Here is a 20,509-nt window from a genome sequence, read left to right on the forward strand (position 1 = left end):
GGATGCTCACCCCGCGAGCATCCCCCGCCACGCCACGTCGAAGGCCGCCTCGCAACGGACTTGCACGGCCTGGTCACTGAGCGAGTCGCCGCGGACAACGAGCTGGTAATAGACGACGCCGGCGAGCAGGTCGAAGCACACGGCAGGGTCGAGGTCGGGCCGCAGGATGCCGCGGTCGATGCCCTCCTGCAGGGCGCGCTCGAGACTGACCCGACGCCGGGCGACATGGGAATGCCAGTACGCCCGCTGCAGCTGCCGGTCGGCCATCGCAAGCCGGATGCGCTGGCGGAAGCGCTCCTCGGGGAAGTCGGGGGCGACGCTGTCGTTGCCGCCCACGAGCGACTGGCGGATGACCTCGCGCAGGTCGGCGCTCACCGCGATGGCGGGCGGAACCTCCCGGCCCACGTCGAGCGCCGCCGCGACCAGGCCCGTGAGGGAGGGCCAACGCCGGTAGAGCGCCGCACGGCTGACCCCGCTGCGTTCGACCACGCGCCCGACGGTGACGGCCTCGCCCGCGTCGATCAGCTGGAGTGTCGCCTGGAGGATCTGCCGGTCGAGGTCTTCGTCACGAGGCCGGCCGGGCCCCCGACGAGCCGCAACCCGCTCCTCGACCGCGACCGTCATGCGGCGAGCGCCCGGGCGCGAAGGCGGGCAATCGTCTCGTCACCAAGTCCGGCCGCACGCAGCGGGGAGAGGGGGTCGCCATGGCGTTCTCGTAGCCCGTCGAGGAGGATGCGCATCGACACCGCCATGGGCTCCTTCGACTCGGCGAAGGCCGTCATCTCGTCGATGTCGAAGCCGAACTGGGCGAGCATGGCGCCCATCATCGGCCGGATGCGCTTCTGAATGGCAGCCATGTTCTGCTCGGTGCGGGAGTAGTCGGCGACGATCTCGTCGTCGGTCGCACCCAGCGAGACGAGCAGCAGCGCGGCGAGCACGCCAGTGCGGTCGCGGCCGGCAGCACAGTGGAAGGCGGTCGCCCCCGGCGAGAGGCTCATGATGGTCAGCGCCGTGGCGAGCTGGGATGCCGCGCCGTCAACCATGCGCACGTAGGAGTGCCCCATCGCCTCGTGCGTGAAGGCGGCTGGTCCCCTGCCCGCCATCCCCTCGCCGATGTCCGCCAGGAGGGGCAGGTGGTGGTAGGCGACGGGTTGGCTCGCGAGGGGCCCGCGCCCCGTCATCGAGACCTCGAAGGTGGAGCGGAGGTCGATGACGGCCGTGAGCCCGCGCTCGACGAGAGCCGCAGCATCCGTCTCGGTGATGACGGAGAGGTCGTCGGCACGCACCGCCAGACCCTCGCGCATGATGCCGCCCTCGATCGCAGTGCCGCCGAGGTCGCGCAGATTGACGGGGGAACTGAGCTGGATGTCGATGGTGGCGGTCACGTGATTCTCCTTCGGATGAACGCGCTGCCCTGGTCGATGACCGTGACCAGCACGATGATGCAGATGATGATGGCGCTGAGGTGGCCGTAGTCGTACATGCGCATGGCGGTCGTCAGCTCGAGGCCGATGCCGCCCGCGCCGACGAGCCCGAGGATGGTCGCCCCGCGCACGTTCCCCTCGAAGAGCAGCAGCGTGTAGGAGACGAGCAGGGGTGCCGCCTGGGGCAGGATGCCGTACTGGATGACCTGCCGCCGTGATGCGCCGACGGCCTCCATCGCGACGATCGGCCCGCGGTCGACGGACTCCATGGCCTCGGCGAAGATCTTGCCGATAGACCCGAGCGAGCCGAGCGTCATCGCGAGGATGCCGGCGAACGGCCCCAGCCCGACGGCTGACACGAACATGAGGGCGAAGACCAGGTCGGGCACCGAGCGGATGATGTTCATGAGCCAGCGGGACGGAAAGTAGAGCCACTTGGGCGCGATGTTGGATGCGGCACCGAACGCCACGAGAAGTGACAGGCCCGCCCCCTCGCCGAGCTTGGCGAAGTTGAACTCCGCACCCTGGAACGACCAGAGCAGCACGACGATCGCGACCGGGATCCCCAGGAGGAAGCGTGCGCGCGGCACCGAGAATGCGCGCTCGAGGCGCTGACGCTCTCGCGGGTCGAGGCTCGGCGCGGTCTCGCGCGCGGGCCGGCGGGTGTCAGGAGCGGTCGTCGTCATGCGACTCCTCCTCGTCGTAGAGCACGGACAGGGCGGATGCCTCGAGGTGGTCGGTCGGCGCCGAGACGAGCACCTCGCCGTGGCGCAACCCCACGATGCGGTCGCTGTGCGCCAGCGCGAGCGGCAGCACGTGCAGGCTCACGAGCACGGGGATGCCGCCTTCCGTCGCGATCGAGCGCAGGAGCGCCAGTACGGAGTCGGCGAGGCGCGGGTCGAGGGAGGCGACGGGTTCGTCGGCGAGGATCAGCCGCGGCTGCTGCATGAGCGCCCTCGCGATGGCGACGCGCTGCTGCTGGCCGCCGCTCAGCGACCGGGCGGGCTCCTTCGCCTTGTGGGGGATGCCTACCCGGTCGAGCAGTTCCATGGCCCGGCGTCGCTGGGTGGAGCTGAAGCCGCCCACGAGATTGATGGGGCCTGCGTCGTGGAGGGCTCCCGTCAGCACGTTGGTGAGCACGCTCAGCCGGGGGATCAGGTTGAACTGCTGGAACACCTGCCCGACCTCTGAGCGGAGGCGGCGCATCCCGCCCCGCCCGAGAGTCGCGACATCGTGACCGACGACCTTGGCGTTGCCGCCCGTGATGGGGGCGAAGCCGGTGAGACTCTTCATGAGGCTCGACTTGCCGGAGCCGGAGGCGCCTAAGAGGGCGACCATCTCGCCCGCGTACAGGTCGAGGGTGACGCCCGCTAGCACGGGGGCGCCGCCGTAGCCGACCGCGAGGTCGCGGACGGCCACGAGGGGCGCGGGCACCTGCACCGCGCCGCTCGTGACTGCCGCGCTCGCCTCGGCGGGGAGAGCGAGGGTCTGCATCAGCGCAGGTCTTCCAGCTTCACGCCCGCGACGGCCGCGATGTCAACGAAGCCCTGGAAGAGGTCCTGCTCGGGCGCAATGATCGTCTCCTGCCCGATGAAGCCCGCGCCGAGCGCGCCGAGCGCCTCGGCGTTGGCCTCGGAGAAGACCCGCGGCAGCGCCTCCTCGAGCAGCGTGCGGGTCTCGTCATCGAGCGACTGGCGCGCGAGGATCGTGCCCGACACGGGCATGGAGGCGCTCTCGCCGACCGCACGCCACTCGCCGTCGGCGAAGGGGAACATGGGAGCGCCGAGCTGGGTCAGCATGATGGCCGTGCACGCGGCATCCACCTGTCCCTGCTGGAGGGCCACGAAGCTGCCCTCGTGGCCGCCCGCGAAGATGCCCTCGTAGTCGACGCCCTGCTCGAGGCCGGCCTCGTGCAGCATGTGCACGGGCATGAAGTAGCCGGAGCTGGAGGCCTGGTCGGCGAAGGCGACCGTCTTGCCCTCGAGGTCCTCGACGGTCTGGATGGGCGAGTCGGCGAGCACGACGCAGGTCGAGACCGGGTCATCGTTGCCCGCCCAGGCGAGCGAGCAGGGCATCCACCTCGCCCGTGTTGACGGCGAGCGCGGAGGGGAAGCCGCTCATGAGGCCGATGGCGACATGGTCGGCGCGGATCGCCTCCACGACGCTCAGGTAGTCGGGCACGTCGGTGACCTCGACGGGGCGGCCCGTCTCCTCCTCAAGGAGTTCCGCGAAGGCCTCGATGGGGTTCTCGGCGGTGGGGTCGTCGCTAAGCGGGATGGTCGCGATCGTGATGGGAGCGTTCGGGTCGACCGATTCAGCCTGGGCCGAGGCTTGGCAGCCGGTGAGGGCGAGTGCAGTGAGGCCGACGAGGCCGATGACGGGAATGCTGAGGCGGCGCATGAGGGTCCTTTCGCTGTTTTTGAAGAACACCGGTATGCAATCCACGGCAGGTGTCGGGTAATTACGAGACCGCGGGACTGCGAACCCAACGCCGGGTGAACATTCAGAAACGCAAAGCAAGTGACGGGTGCCAAAAAGCCGCAAACGCGCCTACCGTGACGCCATGAAACAGAGAAGATGGGCCGGGGCCAGCCTCGCCGCCGCCACGTTCGGAGCGCTCAGCCTCACCGGCACGGCCGCCACGGCCGCCCCCGGAGATCGCTCCGGCGCCTACTCCACGTGGACAACGGATGCCTCGGGGCGCCCCGCCTCCGTGGGGGTTGCGCCCGGCTTCCCGAACGCCGCCATCACGAGTGACGACCCTGCGCTCACGCTCACCACCGAGCAGTTGCTCGACCCGTCCACCCCTCCCGGCGCCACCTACGGGCCTGCCACCGGGCAACACTTGGCCTTCTCGCCGCTGGCCGGCGCGCCCACCACGACCACCCTCACCTTCGACTCCCCGACCCCCGACCACGGGTGGTCGTTCATCCTCGGCGACATCGACTCCGAGACGCTGGCGATCGCGGCCACCGGCCCCGCTGGCCCCCTCGACCCGGCGCAACTGGGCTTCTCCGGCGCTTTCGGCGGCTCAGCCACGTGGGATGCCGCGACGGGAACACTTGCTGCCCCCACCCCCGACGAGACGAATGGCTCCAACGCCTGGTTCCGACCCACGGCCGCCATCACGTCGCTCAGCATCACCACGACGCCGCTGCAGGGGACGCCGGTCGCCTACCTGTGGCTCGCCGCCCAGACCGCGAGCCTCGCGGGCACAGTCACCGACGCGAACGGCGCACCTCTCGCCGATTCGACCGTCACGGTGACCGCCGCCGATGGCTCTCCCCTGCCCGGCGCATCGCTTGCCCCGATCACGAGCGATGCGGCGGGGGCCTGGGAGACCTCCCTCTTTCCCGTGCCGGTGCTCGTGAGCGCGACCGCCCCGGATGGCACCGTGTCAACCCCCGTGCCTGTCACTCCCGAGGAGGACCCCACCAGCTCCGGCAACGGCTTCTACGTCTATCCCTCCGTCAGCGTCCCCACTGACTGGGCACCGCCCGTCGAACCCACACCGCCTGTCGAACCCACGCCGAGCGCCAGCCCCTCAGTGGTGACCCCCGGAGCGGAGCCGAGCCGCACCCTGCCCGTCATGGGGGTCGAAACGACCGTGGCCGTAGCATCCGCCATCTTGCTGCTGCTCGCCGGCACTGCGTCGATGCTCGTAGCCCGGCGGCGGTCCACTGCAGGCTGAGCGGATGCCTCGCCCGCCTCGGTCGTGCCCCTAGTGTTGACTTCGTCGAGACGGGAGCACGGATGTCGCGCATACTGGCGTACGCAGCGCCTAGGCCACTCAGCGCCGAAGCCGCGCTCGGACGGGAGACGCTCGCGTCGTTCCTCGCCCTCGCCAGTCTTCACCGGGACGGGTGGGGACACGCCTGCGCCGAGGCATCCGCTGATCCGCCCGCGGTGACGACCGGCCTGTCGCCCGCGCGCGAGGCGCTTCCGCCGGTCGCAGCGACGCCGACGCGCGTCTCACTCATGTACCTGCGCTTCGCCAGCAGCGGGTCGGCCGTCTCGCCTGAGAACCTTCAGCCCTTCGCTCGGTCGGGGGCCGCGTTCGCCCACAATGGCGCCCTCGTGCCGAAGACGCGTGCGGAGGAACGGCTGAGTGTCGAGGAGCGACAGGCGCTTCGCGGAACTACCGACAGCGAGGTGTATTTTGCGCTCCTGCTCCGTGAACTGCGGGAGACGGGGCATCCGATTGAGCGTGCCCTCGCTCGCGCGGCCTCCCGCATGCGCGGTCTCTACCCGGAGGCCTGCCTCAATGCCCTGCTCGTGACCGAGGGCTCCCTCTATGCGATCCATTCGGCGGGCACGGTCGCCCCACCGCTCGCCGCCTTCGCCGCTCGCGGTGTGGAGGGCGCCCAGCTGCCTCCCGGCCACGATGCCGGCTACAACGTGCTGCACACGGCGGTGCTCGAGTCGGGCGCGCGTGCCGTGGCGACGACGGGTATCGACACGACCGGGTGGCAGCCCCTCGATCCCGACACCGTCTTCGCCTTCACGCCCGAGGGGCGCGTCCGCACCGCCGCGATCAGCTAGCAGGCGATGCGGTGACGTTGGCGCGGCGAAGGCGACTGCCCCTGCCAGCGCCCGCGGTGCAGACGCCTGCTCAGCGGCCGAGCACCCGGGAGATGCCCTCCTCGCTCGCCCCCGCGACGCGCAAGCATGTGAGCGCGATACTCTCTGCGAGCCCGTTCGGCACCGCGTCATCCCTGCGCAGGGGGATGACGACCTCGACGAGCTGCATACAGCAGGCCCCCGCCAGTTCGGGATCCGCGCCGGGCGTGATGCGTGCGGCGAGGGCTGCGTAGACACCCATCAGTTCGGCGCGGGCCGCACGAAAGGGGGCGAACACCTCCGAACGGAGCTCCGGGGAGAGATACATGGTGCCGATGTTGTGGGGCTCCGCCAGCAACATGTCGACGTCGGAGCGCGCGAGCTCATAGAGGGCCACGACCGGATCGTCGGCGTCGAGATACTCGGCGGCGCGGTCGAGGGTGGGCGTGACGGATGCGTCGAGCAGGGCGAGCAGGATCTCCTCCTTGCCCGCGAAGTGGTAATACATGCTCGCCTGCCGCATGCCGGCACGCTCCGCGATCTGCCGCGTGCTCGTACCGGCGAAGCCGCGCTCGGAGAAGAGGGCGGCCGCAGCATCCAGGATCTCGGTGCGGGCGTCGACCTCCGGGCGCCCCGGCGTGATGCGGGGGCGCCCGACCGTCGGAGACGTCATGCGATTATTCTGCCCGCGAGGCCAGGTAGGCGCGCCAACCCCCGTGCGATGAGATGTCGTCGGTGCCCTCGAGTGCCACCGGTTCGGCGAGGAATCCCGCCACCGAGGTGCCGTCGTCGAGCAGCACCTGCCCGATCGCCATCGGCTGGGGCAGCGCCGCGACGAAGTTGCCGAAGCCGGATGCCGGCAGCGTCCACACCTCGCCCTCGATGGACGTCCCGCCCTCGTCCACGCGACGCAGGCCCGGCTTGGGCGGCACCGTCGGGAGGGCGTGGAGGCGGTAGCTGGGCGCCGTGCGCACGCGGGCGCGGAAGCGACCGCCTGCCGCGACGAGCTGGTGGTTGAGCGGCTGGCCCTCCAGGTGGGCCCCAACCACGAGCACGTCGAGCGGGGCATCGGCCACGAGCCTCCCCAGCTCGGCGAGGCGCCGATCGGTGAAGGCAGGGCCCGTGAACATGACCCCAAAGGGCACACCGTCGACCGCCCCGGCCGGCACGGCGAGCGAGGCGTAGTCGAGTAGGTTGGCGAAGTTCGTGAAGCGCCCCATGCGCGAGTTCGCCCCGATGGGGTCGGCCGCGACCTCGGCGAGGGTCGGATGCCACGTGGTCGTCGGTGTCAGCAGGGCGACGGTCCCCTCCAGCCTCCGCGCGCCCTCGAGCCCGAGTCGCTCGAGCTTCTCGCGGTCGCGGAACACCTCGACCGCGCTCGCGCTGTCGCCCCCGAGCACGATCTGCGCGACGGTCGGGTCGAGGTCGTTCCCCACCAGCTCGGGATGCTCGCGGATGAAGTCTCCGACGGCGGCCGTCCGCTCCGCCACGAAGGCGCCGCCGTAGAGCAGCTGGGCGGCGTCGAGCAGCGGGCTGATGTCGACCTCCACGATCTCGACGCCCGCCTGGGCGAGGCGCTCGACCGCGCGAGCGAAGGCATCCGCCCAGCCCTCGGCGAGCCCCTCCAGGTGCTCGGGCGTGGGGATTGCGACGCGGGGAGCCGCGTCCAGGCCGGGCTGCGCCACGGCGGTGCGGGCGAGGGGGTCGACGCCATCCGGACCCTCCATGATCTCGGCAGCGAGGCGCCCCAGCCGGAGGTCGCGGGCGAACACCGTCACGACGTCGATCGAGCGACAGGCGGGCACGACGCCCGTCGTGGGGATGAGGCCCACGGTCGGCTTGACGCCGTAGAGCCCGTTGAGCGCGGCGGGCACCCGGCCGGAGCCCGCCGTGTCGGTGCCGAGCGCGATGTCAACGAAGCTCAGGGCGACCGCTACGGCCGAACCGGAGGATGACCCGCCCGAAATCCGGTCGGGCCGCCAGGCATTGCGCACCGCACCGAAGGGACTGCGGGTGCCCACGAGCCCCGTCGCGAACTGGTCGAGGTTCGTCTTGCCGAGGATGACAGCACCTGCCGCCCGCAGGCGGGCGACGGATGTCGCATCCTCTGCCGGCTCGTAAGAGTAGGCGGCGCTCCCGGCCGTTGTCGGCAGCCCCGCCACGTCGATGTTGTCCTTGACGGCGACGAGCACGCCCGCGAGCGGGAGCCGCTCCCCCGCCGCGGCCCGCGCGTCGACGGCCTCCGCGTCGGCGAGCACCTCCTCCTCGGAGCGCAGGGCGATCCACACCTCGGGCCGGTCGGCCTCCGCGATGCGGCGATAGGCCTCGCGCACCTTGGTACCGATATTCACTGCAACGTTCATGACGCGACCTCCACGGCAGCCAGGATCTGACCGGCGGCGACCTGCTCGCCGGGTTTCACATACACCTCGATGACGCGGCCGGTGGCCGGCGCGAGCACGGGGTTCTCCATCTTCATCGCCTCCAGCACAACGAGCCGGTCATCCGCCTCGGTCCAGGACCCGACCTCGGTATCGACCTTCCACACGCTCGCCGCGAAGGGAGCCGTCACGGGCACGCAGCCCTCGGGGATCACGACCTCGGCGGCAACCTCGGCGGGCTGGTCGTAGACGCGGTCGAACTCGCCGGCGGCGCGCCAGCGCTCCTTCTCCTCCTCGAAGGCGGCCCGCTGCGTCTGTTGGAAGGCCTCGATCGACTCGGCCTCACGCCCGAGGAACTCCTCGTACTCGGCGAGGGAGAAGCTGCCCTCCTCCGTGCGGAACTCGCCGCGACCGGCATCCACTTCGGCCCGCAGCTCAAGCAGCTCCTCGGCCGACACCGGGTACCACTTGATGCGGTCGAAGGGGCGCAGCGCCCACGGATTCTCGTCGATCAGGCCGCCGCGGCGGAAGGTGTTCCAGATCTGCACCGTGCGGCCCACGAACTGGTACCCGCCCGGTCCCTCCATGCCGTAGATGCACATGTAGGCGCCGCCGATTCCGACCGAGTTCTCGGCCGTCCAGGTGCGGGCGGGGTTGTACTTGGTCGTCACGAGCCGGTGACGCGGATCGACCGGGGTCGCTACGGGCGCGCCGAGGTACACATCGCCGAGCCCGAGCACGAGGTAGTCGGCGTCGAACACGATGTCCTTGACCTGATCGACCGTCTCGAGGCCGTTGACGCGGCGGATGAACTCGATGTTCCACGGCGTCCAGGGGGCGTCGTCGCGCACGCTCGACATGTACCGCTCGATCGCCAGTCGCGTCGCGGGGTCATCCCACGAGAGCGGCAGGTGCACGATGCGCGATGGTACGACGAGCTCCCGTGTCGCGGGCAGCTCGCCCTCGATCTGCTGCAGCTCGTCGAGCAGGGTCGAGGCACGCAGCACGCTCGGGTCGGTCTGGATCTGCAGCGAACGGATGCCCGCTGTGATGTCCCGCACTCCCGTGATGCCGCGCGCGATGACCGCCTGCTCGAGCGCGTGCACGCGCATCCGGAGTCCCAGGTCGAGGATGTTCTCGCCGTACTCGACGAGGATGTTGGCGTCGCCGTCGCGGCGATAGGTGACGGCGGGGGCGAGCACGGCGTCACCCTGGGTGATCGGCTCGCGCCGCGAGAGGATGCCGTCGTCACCGTCGCCCGCGCCCTGCCCGTGCACGAGGGCCGCCTGGAAGTCCCGCGCCGCCTCGTCGCGGATCGGCACGAAGCGAACCGTGTCGCCCGGGCGCAGCTGGCCGACCTTCCAGAACTCGGCGCTCGCGACGACCGCGGGGCAGACGAAGCCGCCGAGGCTCGGCCCGTCGAGGCCGAGGATGATGGGGGTGTCACCCGTGAAGTCGAGCGCCCCCACGGCGTAGGCGGTGTCGTGGATGTTGGAGGGGTGCAGGCCCGCCTCGCCGCCGTCCTCCCGCGCCCAGTTCGGCTTGGGCCCGCGCAGGCGCACGCCCGTGCGGGCCGACTGCACGTCGACCTCGTAGACGGCGCGGTAGAGCTCGTCGATGTCCTCGCGGGTGAAGAACTCGGGCGCGGCGTGCGGGCCCTCGGTCACGCCGATGACCCACTCGCGCGTGAGTCGGGGGCGGCGTTCCTCGGGCGTCGGGGCCGTGACGGCATCGGGCGCTGCGACACCGGGCCTCAGCACATCGCCCGCGACGAGGGCGCGGCCGCCGTGGCCGCCGAAGCCGCCCAGCGTGAAGGTCGAGGCGCTGCCGAGGTACTCGGGCACGTCGAAGCCGCCCTGCACCGCGAGGTAGGCGCGCATGCCGAGCGTGCTCGACCCCACGGCGACGACCGCCCCCGCGGGCACCGGCACGGGCTCCCACTGGGCGACGGGAGCGCCGTCGACCGTCACGGGAACCTCGGCGCCCGTGACGCAGATGACGCTCTCGGCGGAGAAGCGCAGGCGCGGCCCCGACATCGTGATCTCGAGCGCGGGCCCCTCGGCGGCGTTGCCGACCGCGAGGTTCGCCTCACGGAAGGATGCGGCATCCATGGGTCCCGACGGCGGCACGCCGACCTTCCACAGGCCGACCCGGCCCGGCAGGTCCTGCACGGTCGTCATGAGTCCCGGCACAAGCACGTCGATGCGCGCGTCGGGGTCGTCGGGTTCACCGAGGGTGCTCGTGTCGTGCTGCACGGCGCGCACCGCCGCGTTGCCACACAGGGCACGCAGCATCCCGAGGCCCGTGACGATGCCGTCGATGCGGGTCTCGGCAAGCGCCTCGCCAAGACGATCGAGCGCCGCGTCGCGGTCCGCCGCGTGCACGATGACCTTCGCAAGCATGGGGTCGTAGTCGGGGGTGACCCGCAGGCCAGTCTCGATCCAGCCGTCGACGCGGATGCCCTCCCCCGCCGGGAACTCGGCACGCGTCACGAGCCCGGGCGAGGGTGCGAAACCGCGGGACGGGTCCTCCGCGTAGACGCGGGCCTCGAGCGCGTGGCCCTTCGGGGTGTGCGTCTCGAACAGCGCGGCATCCATCGCGGCCGCACCACCGCGCCCCAACTCCAGCATGAGCGCGACGAGGTCGACGCCGAAGACCGCCTCAGTCACGGGATGCTCGACCTGCAGTCGCGTGTTCATCTCAAGGAAGTACGCCTCGCCGCGCTCGGGGTCGTAGATGAACTCGACCGTGCCGGCCGAGCGGTAGTTGACGGATGCTGCGAGCCGCCGCGCCGCGTCGTGCATGTCGCGGCGCACCGCCTCATCCAGTCCGGGAGCCGGCGCCTCCTCGATGACCTTCTGGTTGCGTCGCTGCAGTGAGCAGTCCCGGTCGCCGAAGATCGCGATGCGGCCCTCGCCGTCGCCGAACACCTGCACCTCTACGTGCCGGGCGCGCGTCACGAGCCGCTCCAGGAACACGCCGCCCGAGCCGAAGCTGCGCGCCGCCATCGCCGCGACGGCCGCATAACCCTCGCGCACATCCTCGACCGTGTGGCACACCTTCATGCCGATTCCGCCGCCGCCGCTCGTCGCCTTGAGCATGACGGGCAGCCCGATGCGCTCCGCCGCCGCGACCGCGTCCTCGGCATCCTCCAACAGGCCGGTGCCGGGGAGCATGGGAACGGATGCCGCCTCCGCCCGGCTGCGCGCCGTGTGCTTGAGCCCGAAGGTCTCGATCTGGGTGGGCGTCGGGCCGATCCAGGCGAGCCCCGCCGCCTCGACGGCGCGCGCGGCATCCACGTTCTCCGAGAGGAAGCCGTAGCCGGGGTGGATGGCGCCCGCGCCATGGGCGAGCGCCGCCTCGATGACGGCGTCGATGCGCAGGTACGACTCGGCGGCGGGTGCGGGGCCGAGCCGCACCGCGACATCCGCCTCACGAACGTGCGGTGCGGCACGGTCGGCATCGGAGTACACCGCGACGGTGCGCAGTCCAAGTTCCTTCGCCGAGCGGATGATGCGGCGGGCGATCTCGCCGCGGTTGGCAACGAGGACGGTGTCGAAGGTCACTGGCCCTCTCCTTCCGGGCGGGTGACGATCGCCCGGAGGGGGGTCACGTTGAAGTCGTTGCAGGGGTTGTTCATCTGCGGGCAGTTGGAGATGACGACGATCACGTCGCGCTCCGCCCGGCAGGCGACGCGGCGACCAGGCGCGCTCATGCCGTCCACGATGCCGAGCGCGCCATCCGCCTCGACGGGCACGTTCATGAACCAGTTCAGGTTGGAGACGAGGTCGCGCGCACCGAGCCCCCACTTGGCGCCCTCGTAGAGGAAGTTCTCGCGGCAGGCGTGCTGATAGGCGGTGTGGTGCCCGTAGCGCAGCGTGTTGGACTCCTTGCTGCAGGCGCCGCCGATCGTGTCCTGCCGGTCGATCTCGTTGCCGACGACGGTCATGAGGGGCCGGCCCAGATTGGAGCGCAGCACGGTGCCCGTCGTGACGTAGGCGTTGCCCTGCCACGCGAGCGTGTCGGGCACGCTGTAGCGCTCGGATGTGTCATCCGCCGCGAAGATGAGGCAGTCGCCAGACTGGTTGCCGCCCACGTCGACGAGCGTGAAGACGCAGCCGGCGGGCACGATCGCCGACCAGGATGCGCGCGGCGCGATCGCGTCGTCTGTCACGATCTCGCCGGCGACGAAGGGCTCCGACCATTCGAGCGGAGAGCCCTCGGCGTAGACCGGGCGCGGGGGAACGGTGGTGGTGACCATGGGGTGTCCTCTCAGAGTCCGGCGAGCTCGGCGTAGGCGATCGAGTTGAGATAGGCGCGCTCCCGCTCGGGGCTCGCGTCGTAGTGCGGGTCGCCGGCGCGGGTCGGCCGCTCGCGCCAGGCGTGCACCCGCAGGGGCGTCGCGATGTAGTCGGGGCGGGGGTCGCGCGGGTGGGGCGCGTTCGCAATCAGCACGATGAGGGGGAGCTCGGCGAGCAGGTCCACGCGCGTGCCGGCCCCTGCCGATCCGGTCCACTCCAGCGAGCCGTCGTCCGCGACGCGCACGCCCTTGAAGAAGGATGCCGCGGGCGGCAGGTCGCGGCGGGTGAGCCCGTGCTTGCTCGCGGCCATGCGCAGCAGCGCGTGCCCGGAGGGCGTCGGGCCCTCGGGGGTGGCATCGCCGTACTTCTGCTCGTTCCACGCGTCACCGGATGCGCCGCACAGCGCATCGTGGCTGCCGGAGGTGTCGTCGACGATCGTCGCGAGCACGCGCCCGTCGCCCGAGAGCAGCGGATGCCCCGCCCCCAGGTAGGCCTGCCACGGGATCTTCTGCGTATCGGCGATGTTGAGGCGCTCGCCCGTGTTGAGTGCGTTGACGACGACGACACTGGCAGACGCGTCGCCCTCGACATCCTCGAGGCGGATGCGCGTGCCGCGCGCCACCCGCAGGTGCGTGTAGCCCCCGGGGGCGACCGTCTCCGCCCACAGCAGGGCGGCGGGGTCGACTCCCTCGGGCGGGGTCGGAGTCGTGGATGCCGGCAGCTCGGGCATCCACGGCGAGCGCGTAGTGCGGGCGCGGGCGTCGGAGCGGGCGGCGCCCACGCTGCCGAGAGTGGCCATTCGTGCGGTGTTGTCGGTCGCCATGCCGTCCCCATTTCTGTCGGTCGACAGAAATAAGACCAGCGGGGCGTTTCGCGGATGTTTCTCCAGCGCTACAGCTCGCGAAACCCTCCCCCGAGGGCCGGTCTCGCGCCGATTCCGCCGCCCCGAGCATCCGTTCGTGAATTCACACGTTCGATACATGACGGAAAACGCGGAGTGCACCTTGGGGGGCCAGCATCGGCTTTCTATCACCCGATAGAAATCACAATCCGCATGGGAGCATCATGGTCATCCTCGGAGTGGGCATCACCGTTCTCGCCGTCCTCATCGTCGGCGTCCTCGTCGCGAAGAAGGTCGACGGCGACAGCGACAACTTCCTCGTCGCCGGCCGACGACTGGGCGTCCCGCTCGTGGCCGTCTCCCTCGCCGCAGCTGCGGTCGACGCCAATGCGACGGTCGGCAACACCGACCTCACCGCCGACTTCGGCTTCTGGGCGGGCGCCTCGCTCGCCCTCGGCCTCGCGATCTGCCTCCTGCTCGCGGGCCTGTTTCTGGCGAAGCCCCTCAACGCCATGAGGCTCTACACGTTGGGCGACTTCTTCCGGGTGCGCTACGGCCGCGGCACCGAGGTGGTCGCGAGCGTCATCATGGCCTTTGCCTTCACGATCCTCCTCGCCGGCAACCTCGTCGCCTGCGGCTTCCTCATGGAACGGTTCGCGAACATCCCCTACGCCTGGGGCATCGTGCTCACGGTCACCCTCGTGCTCGCCTACACGATCGCGGGCGGACTGTTCTCGGACGCCTACACGGCCGCCATCCAGACGACCATCACGGTCATCGCGTCGATCGCCTTGCTTGTCTGGACCGCGATGTCGTTCGGCATCGTCATCCCCGAGGGCATGGGGCCCTTCGACCTCGGTCAGCTGACGGATTCCGCGCAGGGCGCCCCCATCAACTGGGCAACTCTCGTCGCGCTCGGCATCGGCGATCTCGTGGCGATCGACTTCATGCAGCGCATCTTCGGCGCCCGCACCCCGCAGATCGCCCGCCGCTCCTGCTTCACGGCCGCGGCCCTCACGGCCGTCGTCGGCACGATCTTCGCCCTCGTCGCCCTCACGGCCTCCGCCGTGCTCGGCCTCACGGCGGCTGACGGCCCCGTGCTCTACCAGCTGCTCGATGGCTGGGCGCCGCCGCTCCTGTCGATCGTCGTGCTCTCGGGCATCGTCGCGGCATCCTTCTCGACGGCATCCGGTGCGATCCTCGCGACCTCCGCCGTGATCGTGCGCAACATCTTCCGCCGTCGCCGCTCGACCGACCCCTCGGTGCGCGACCGCCTGCTCACCTGGACCCGCGCCGCGATGGTGCCGATCGTGGTGATCGGCGCGTTCCTCGCGATCCAGGTCAGCCAGACAGGCATCCTGCTCACGCTCGCCTTCGACCTCATGCTCGCCTGCCTCGCGGGCCCCTTCATCGCGGGTGTCTTCTGGCGGCGCCCCGGCCTCGTCGCGGCCCTCGTGTCGGCGATCTTCGGCTTCGTGCTCCGCATCGTGTTCCTCGCGCTGCAGCCGACCCTCTACGGGGTGCCGAACGACATCCTCTACGTGCCCAACACGATCGCCACGGTCGACTTCGACGGCTGGGCGACGCTCCTCGCGGCCGCCGCAAGCTTCACGCTCTTCGTCATCATGTCGTGGCTCACGCCGCGCACGCAGGCGGAGCTGGATGACGAGCTGGCCACCCTCGACGACCTGCGGGCCGAGCAGTCGCGCGTGATCGACGACGAGGAGCGGATGCCCGCCGCGGTGTGAGGCGGGCGCTGGACGGCCCTGTCGAGTCGTCGCGTAACGGGCCTATCGTGAAGCCATGGCCCCCTCTTCTTCGCCCGCAACATCCGCTCGCTCCACCGCGTCACGACTGCAAGACAACAGTGCGTTCCAGTTCGCCGCCCGCACCGGATTCGCGGTCAGCGGCCTGCTCCACGTGCTCATCGGGGGAATCGCGATCGGCGTTGCATTCGGTTCCGGCGGAGACGCGGACCAGGGTGGTGCGCTGCGCGGGCTCGCGTCGACCCCCGGCGGTGGCATCCTGCTCTGGGTCGTCGCCATCGGGCTGTTTGCGCTCGGCCTGTTCCAAGTGCTCGAGACATTCCTCGTTCGGGGCACCGACAAGGATGCCTGGATCGACCGTGCCAAGGAGGGCGGCAAAGCGCTCGCCTACCTCGCCATCGGGTTCTCCGCCGCCAGTGTGGCCATGGGCGGCGGAGGCGGCAGCTCGGGCGAGACGCAGAGCATGACGGCACGGTTGCTCTCCGCCCCCGGGGGTGTCTTTCTCGTCGTCCTTCTTGGCCTCGGTGTGCTTGCCGTCGGCGTCTACTTCATCGTGAAGGGTGCGAAGAAGAAGTTTCTGCACGACATCTCCACCCCCGCCGGCAAGACCGGAGACACGATCACGACACTCGGTCGTGTCGGCTACATCGCCAAGGGCGTCGCGATCTCCGTTGTCGGCATCCTCTTCGGCGTCGCGGCTATCACCTCCGACCCCAGCGAAGCCACCGGACTCGACGGAGCGCTCAAGACCCTCGTCAACCTCCCATTCGGCCCGGCGATCCTCACCGTCGTCGCTCTCGGACTCATTGCGTACGGCGTGTACTGCTTCGCCCGCGCCAAGTACGCGCGGCTCTAGCCCGCGGGCGAGGCACACCCCGAAGGCGTCGTGGCAACGGGGACGGCCCTGTCGAGGCGTCGCGTAAGCACCATCCTCCCGGCGCAAATTCGTGGTTATCGCTTTCAAGCACGAATTTGGTGGAGTAGGCTCGGGGTTATGGACGACGGTACGCGAGCAGAGTGGCCGGCGCACGGTGTCGAGACACTACCGTGGCAGCAGCAGGTGCGCGGTGGTACTCGCGAAGACCGCATGCTTCGCTCCGTCGATGCGACCATCCCGCCGCTCATCAAGACCCTTGACTACACGCCACCGCTTGCCGTGCTACTCACCACCGAGAAAGCGCTGCTCGCCGTCGCGCAGGCAGACACTGACGCTCAAGGCCATTCCGCGGCTCTCAGCCGCTTCATGGTCAGGTCGGAGTCGGCAGCCTCGTCAAAGATCGAGCGCATTGAGGCGTCCGCCCGAGACTACGCCAAGGCGATGGCGGGCAGTAAGAGCAACACTTCAGCCACCAGCATGGTCGCCGCCTCCGCTGCTCTACACGAGCTGATCAGCAGGGTCGCGGAGAACGGGCGGTTCGAGCTCGAGCACCTCACGAGCGCGCACCATGCCCTCATGGCTGACGACCCTGAGGAGGCGGACTACGCGGGCCGCCTCCGCGACATGCAGAACTGGATTGGCGGGAGCGATCACTCTCCCCGAGGCGCGCTGCACGTGCCTCCAGCGCCTGAACGCGTTGCCGGCCTGATGGAAGACCTTGTCGCCTACCTCAACCGCGATGACGTCCCGGTGATGGTGCAAGCCGCGATCGGTCACGCCCAGTTCGAGTCCATCCACGCCTTCACGGACGGCAACGGTCGCATCGGCCGGGCGCTCGTCTCGGCTGTGCTTCGGCGCCGCGGCGTCACCCGGAATGCGGTGGTGCCTCTCGCGAGCGGCCTGCTCGCACGACGCGACGACTACTTCGCGTCGCTCGGCTCGTACCGCTTGGGAGACCCTGCGCCGCTCATCGACCTCTTCGCGCGGTCGGCGCACGCAGCCGCCGAATGCTCACGCGAGACGATCGCGCGCCTGAAGGCGATGCCCAACGAATGGGCCGCAGAGCTTAAGCCACGTGCTGGATCCGCAGCAGCCGCTCTCATCGGTGCCTTCTACGACCATCCGGTCATGGGCGCTGAAGCGATCGAGGCTTCCGCGGACTCCGCCACCTCACAGGTGTACCGCGCGATCGACCAGCTGGTTGACGCCGGTTTCATCGAGGAGATCACTGGTCGGAAGAAGAACCGCGTCTGGGCAGCTTCCGAAGTGATGGCCGAGCTCGATGAGCTTGATCGCCGGATTCAGGCCGCCATGCATGAACGGAAGCAGGACGGATGACCGAGTAGATCTGGGAGAAGATCCCCAGAGTAAGAAAAACCCCCGATTTCTCGGGGGTTTTCTCTGGCGGTGACGGTGGGATTTGAACCCACGGTAGGGGGTTACCCTACACAACTTTTCGAGAGTTGCACCTTCGGCCGCTCGGACACGTCACCGCCGTCAAGTGTAATACAGCTCAGCGGCCCTCTCGAACCGGGTCAGCGGGGCAGGAGCGAATGCTCCCGGATGCCCGAGCTCAGGTTCACCCCGTTGATGTCGAGATAGAGCTGCCCCTCGGTCACAGACACGGTCAACTCATTCCGCCGGCCAAGGGCCAGCACCGCAGCATCCACGAAGCCCTCGTCGAAGCTGCGCAGCGCGATGTCCTCCGCCCTGTGGATGGTCTTGCCCTCCCACTGCGCGAGCACCTTCGCGGGGTCGCGGTGCGTGTAGATGGCGACCCTGCCCGCCAGCTTGCTGCCGTGGTGCAGCCGCGCAGCATCCGGGGCTCCCACCTCGATCCACGCGGTGAGCCGGCCGGTCAGGTCGCGCACGACCACGGCGGGCTCGTCGGTCGACGAGATGCCCTCGCTGAAGGCGATGCCCTCCTCGCACTCGAGGCAGTAGGCCAGCACCCGCGTCATCATGTAGGCCTCGGTCTCGGAGGGATGCCGCGCCACCCGCAGCGTCAGGTCCTCGTAAACGCCGCGGTCGAGGTCCGCCAGCTGCGCCGCGAACGTATACATCTGAGCGCCGGCAGCCATGGTTCCCGAGCCTAGCGGTGGCGGCATCCGCCCGATTCCCAGCCGAGCGCTCATACGATCCCCGCATGAAGCCCTCCCGTCTCGCCCTCGGTGCGAGCGCCTCCGCGCTGCTCGCCGCTACCGGTGCCCTCGCCACGACCCTCGTGCAGCAGCGCCGGATGCGCGGCATGGAGTCCCTCGCGCAGACCCTGCCCGTGCACTCCAAGTGGTGGCGCGACCACGCCAAGCGCGAGGGCGAACTGCTCTACGTCGTGCTCGGCGACTCGGCTGCGCAGGGCATCGGGGCGAGCAAACCCCACCGCGGCTACGTCGGCGCGATCATGCGTGAACTGGCGGATGTCACGGGGCGAAGCATCCGCACCGTCAACCTCAGCGTGTCGGGGGCGCGGCTGCGCGAGGCCCTCGAGATCCAGCTTCCGGCGATGCGCAGGCTGGGCCCCGCCAACTTCGTGACGGTCGGCATCGGCGCCAACGACATCGCCACCTACGATCGCGCACGCTTCGAGCGGGAGATTGAGGAGCTGTATTCGGCCATGCCGCCGCACACGATCGTCGGTGACATCCCCAGCTTCTATGTGGGCGCCGCCCAGCGGAACGTGCGCGAGGCAAACGAGATCCTGCACGCCGCGGCCGCCCGCCACGGCCTCATCGTCGCGCCCGTCTACGCCGAGACGCACCGGCTGGGCGTGCTGCGGTACGCGCTCAACCAGGTTGCAGCCGACTTCTTCCACCCCAACGACCGCGGATACCGGGCGTGGACGCGCGCGTTCCTGCCCCTCGTGACGGATGCCGCGGCCGGCCTCGAGGCATCGGGGGCTGGGGTAGGCTCCACCGGCGATGTCGGCGGCTCCCCCTAGGCTCTTCTGCATGGCCCGCGCTACCACCAACTTCCGCTGCACCGAGTGCGGGTGGACCACGCTCAAGTGGGCCGGCCGCTGCGGCGAGTGTCAGGCCTGGGGCACCGTCGCGGAAGCGAGCGAGCAGACGGGCGTGATGCGCTCGCTCAAGCCCGTCGTCGTGGGCGACGAGCGCGCCGCCCGCCCCATCACCGAGACGACCGCGGCCGCCGTCGAGCACCGACCCAGTGGCATCCGTGAGTTCGACCGGGTGCTGGGCGGCGGCATCGTGCCGGGCGCCACCATCCTGCTGAGCGGCGAACCCGGTGTCGGCAAGTCGACCCTCCTGCTCGAGGTCGCCTCGCGGGCGGCGGCAGGCGGGCAGCGCGTTCTGTACGTTTCCGCCGAGGAGTCCGTCAACCAGGTGCGGCTGCGCGCCCAGCGCACGGGCGCGATGCACGAGGAGCTCTATCTCGCCGCCGAGACCGACCTCGCGACCATCATCGGTCAGATCGACCAGGTGCACCCGCAGTTGCTCGTCGTCGACTCCGTGCAGACCGTCTCCTCCTCGCTCAACGATGGCCTCGCGGGGCAACCCGGGCAGGTGCGTGAGGTCGCCGCGACCCTCATCCGCGTCGCGAAAGACCGCGACCTGCCGCTCCTTCTCGTCGGGCACGTCACGAAGGACGGCTCGATCGCGGGGCCGCGCGTGCTCGAGCACCTCGTCGACGTCGTGTGCCAGTTCGAGGGCGACCGGCAGACGGCGCTCCGCTTCATCCGCACGCACAAGAACCGCTTCGGCCCCACCGATGAGGTCGGATGCTTCGAGATGGCCGGTGACGGAATCATCGAGGTCCCCGACCCGAGCGGCCTCTTCATGAGTCGCGGCTCCGCACCCGTGAGTGGCACGTGCGTGACCATCGCGGTTGAGGGACGGCGTGCCCTCCCCGTCGAGGTGCAGGCCCTCATCGTCAAGAGCTCCGCCCCCCAGCCGCGCCGCGTCACCAACGGTGTCGACTCGTCCCGCGTCGCGATGCTCCTCGCGGTGCTTGAGCGGCGCGCGGGGCTGCAACTCAGCACTCACGACGTCTACGTCTCCACTGTGGGCGGGATGCGCCTCACCGAGCCCGGCGCCGACCTCGCGATCGCCCTCGCCATTGCGAGCGCGTACAGCGACAGGTCCTTCCCCGGCACACTCGCCGCCGTCGGCGAGATCAGCCTGGCGGGCGAGATCCGGCCCGTCACGCAAGCGAAGCAGCGAGCATCCGAAGCCCAGCGTCTCGGCTTCACCACCCTCGTCGACAGTTCGAGCGCCCACCTGCGCGACGCCATGCGCACCGCCTTCGCGACGGCGGAGGTCGTGCAGGCCGACGTGCCGCAGTTCTGACCCCTCTATCGCGGAGCGCGTCTCAGCAATAACATCGTGCGCACGAGCGAGGAGG

Annotated in this window: 19 protein-coding genes and 1 tRNA gene; 7 read left to right on the forward strand and 13 right to left on the reverse strand. The window is 70.1% G+C overall.

The window, feature by feature from the left end; translation table 11 throughout:
* Positions 1-6: 6 nt before the first annotated feature.
* The 6 genes from OH146_RS06230 to OH146_RS06255 are packed head-to-tail and all read right to left on the reverse strand — an operon-like array spanning position 7 to position 3,824.
* Positions 7-624, reverse strand: a complete 618-nt coding sequence (locus OH146_RS06230) for a TetR/AcrR family transcriptional regulator (RefSeq protein WP_265158558.1) — start codon at positions 622-624, stop codon at positions 7-9.
* The gene (locus OH146_RS06235) at positions 621-1,385 is read right to left on the reverse strand and encodes a tyrosine-protein phosphatase (RefSeq protein WP_265158560.1); all 765 of its coding nucleotides are present in this window, start codon (positions 1,383-1,385) and stop codon (positions 621-623) included. The genes OH146_RS06230 and OH146_RS06235 overlap by 4 nt, the downstream gene beginning before the upstream one ends.
* A complete protein-coding gene (phnE, locus tag OH146_RS06240) occupies positions 1,382-2,110 on the reverse strand; it encodes a phosphonate ABC transporter, permease protein PhnE (RefSeq protein ID WP_265158562.1) in 729 nt (242 codons plus the stop codon). Before phnE ends, OH146_RS06235 begins: the two co-directional genes overlap by 4 nt.
* Positions 2,091-2,918 carry a phosphonate ABC transporter ATP-binding protein gene (locus OH146_RS06245; protein WP_265158564.1) on the reverse strand — a complete coding sequence of 276 codons (828 nt, stop codon included), beginning with the start codon at positions 2,916-2,918 and terminating at the stop codon, positions 2,091-2,093. The genes phnE and OH146_RS06245 overlap by 20 nt, the downstream gene beginning before the upstream one ends.
* Complete coding sequence (locus OH146_RS06250) at positions 2,918-3,499, reverse strand: phosphate/phosphite/phosphonate ABC transporter substrate-binding protein (protein ID WP_265158566.1); 582 nt, start codon at positions 3,497-3,499, stop codon at positions 2,918-2,920. Before OH146_RS06250 ends, OH146_RS06245 begins: the two co-directional genes overlap by 1 nt.
* The gene (locus tag OH146_RS06255; protein ID WP_265158567.1) at positions 3,465-3,824 is read right to left on the reverse strand and encodes a PhnD/SsuA/transferrin family substrate-binding protein; all 360 of its coding nucleotides are present in this window, start codon (positions 3,822-3,824) and stop codon (positions 3,465-3,467) included. Before OH146_RS06255 ends, OH146_RS06250 begins: the two co-directional genes overlap by 35 nt.
* Before the next feature lie 163 nt (positions 3,825-3,987).
* Between OH146_RS06255 and OH146_RS06260 the strand changes: the two genes are divergently transcribed.
* Together OH146_RS06260 and OH146_RS06265 are read left to right on the forward strand one after the other, a co-directional pair.
* Positions 3,988-5,115, forward strand: a complete 1,128-nt coding sequence (locus OH146_RS06260; RefSeq protein ID WP_265158569.1) for a carboxypeptidase-like regulatory domain-containing protein — start codon at positions 3,988-3,990, stop codon at positions 5,113-5,115.
* Positions 5,116-5,177: 62 nt separating this feature from the next.
* Complete coding sequence (locus OH146_RS06265) at positions 5,178-5,966, forward strand: class II glutamine amidotransferase (protein WP_265158571.1); 789 nt, start codon at positions 5,178-5,180, stop codon at positions 5,964-5,966.
* 70 nt (positions 5,967-6,036) lie between these two features.
* On the opposite strand, the gene OH146_RS06270 is transcribed toward OH146_RS06265, so the two are convergent.
* From OH146_RS06270 to OH146_RS06290, 5 genes are read right to left on the reverse strand one after another with little or no spacing between them, the layout of a single operon-like run.
* A complete protein-coding gene (locus OH146_RS06270; RefSeq protein WP_265158573.1) occupies positions 6,037-6,657 on the reverse strand; it encodes a TetR/AcrR family transcriptional regulator in 621 nt (206 codons plus the stop codon).
* A gap of 4 nt (positions 6,658-6,661) precedes the next feature.
* Positions 6,662-8,347, reverse strand: coding sequence for an allophanate hydrolase (locus OH146_RS06275; RefSeq protein WP_265158575.1), 1,686 nt, complete (start codon positions 8,345-8,347; stop codon positions 6,662-6,664).
* Positions 8,344-11,931: an urea carboxylase gene (gene uca, locus OH146_RS06280; RefSeq protein WP_265158577.1), complete on the reverse strand. Its 3,588-nt coding sequence runs from the start codon at positions 11,929-11,931 to the stop codon at positions 8,344-8,346. Before uca ends, OH146_RS06275 begins: the two co-directional genes overlap by 4 nt.
* Positions 11,928-12,626 (reverse strand): urea amidolyase associated protein UAAP2, encoded by a 699-nt coding sequence (locus tag OH146_RS06285; protein WP_265158579.1) that lies wholly within the window; start codon positions 12,624-12,626, stop codon positions 11,928-11,930. Before OH146_RS06285 ends, uca begins: the two co-directional genes overlap by 4 nt.
* A gap of 11 nt (positions 12,627-12,637) precedes the next feature.
* Entirely contained in the window at positions 12,638-13,489 is an 852-nt protein-coding gene (locus OH146_RS06290; RefSeq protein ID WP_265158581.1) for an urea amidolyase associated protein UAAP1, read from the reverse strand.
* 242 nt (positions 13,490-13,731) lie between these two features.
* Between OH146_RS06290 and OH146_RS06295 the strand changes: the two genes are divergently transcribed.
* From OH146_RS06295 to OH146_RS06305, 3 genes are all read left to right on the forward strand, one after another.
* Positions 13,732-15,255, forward strand: a complete 1,524-nt coding sequence (locus OH146_RS06295) for a high affinity choline transporter 1 (protein WP_265158583.1) — start codon at positions 13,732-13,734, stop codon at positions 15,253-15,255.
* 55 nt (positions 15,256-15,310) lie between these two features.
* Complete coding sequence (locus OH146_RS06300; protein ID WP_265158585.1) at positions 15,311-16,129, forward strand: DUF1206 domain-containing protein; 819 nt, start codon at positions 15,311-15,313, stop codon at positions 16,127-16,129.
* 138 nt (positions 16,130-16,267) lie between these two features.
* The gene (locus tag OH146_RS06305; protein ID WP_265158587.1) at positions 16,268-17,488 is read left to right on the forward strand and encodes a Fic family protein; all 1,221 of its coding nucleotides are present in this window, start codon (positions 16,268-16,270) and stop codon (positions 17,486-17,488) included.
* A 64-nt stretch (positions 17,489-17,552) separates the two neighbouring features.
* Here OH146_RS06305 and OH146_RS06310 read toward each other — a convergent pair.
* Both OH146_RS06310 and OH146_RS06315 read right to left on the reverse strand, forming a co-directional pair.
* A tRNA-Ser gene (locus tag OH146_RS06310) sits at positions 17,553-17,643 on the reverse strand.
* A gap of 42 nt (positions 17,644-17,685) precedes the next feature.
* The gene (locus tag OH146_RS06315; protein ID WP_265158589.1) at positions 17,686-18,231 is read right to left on the reverse strand and encodes a YaeQ family protein; all 546 of its coding nucleotides are present in this window, start codon (positions 18,229-18,231) and stop codon (positions 17,686-17,688) included.
* A gap of 65 nt (positions 18,232-18,296) precedes the next feature.
* Between OH146_RS06315 and OH146_RS06320 the strand changes: the two genes are divergently transcribed.
* Together OH146_RS06320 and radA are read left to right on the forward strand one after the other, a co-directional pair.
* A complete protein-coding gene (locus tag OH146_RS06320; RefSeq protein ID WP_265158591.1) occupies positions 18,297-19,088 on the forward strand; it encodes an SGNH/GDSL hydrolase family protein in 792 nt (263 codons plus the stop codon).
* Positions 19,089-19,098: 10 nt separating this feature from the next.
* Positions 19,099-20,454, forward strand: coding sequence for a DNA repair protein RadA (gene radA, locus OH146_RS06325; protein ID WP_265158593.1), 1,356 nt, complete (start codon positions 19,099-19,101; stop codon positions 20,452-20,454).
* Positions 20,455-20,509 lie beyond the last annotated feature (55 nt).

The organism is Homoserinimonas sedimenticola (genome assembly GCF_026094475.1).
Classification (GTDB): Bacteria; Actinomycetota; Actinomycetes; order Actinomycetales; family Microbacteriaceae; genus Homoserinimonas; species Homoserinimonas sedimenticola.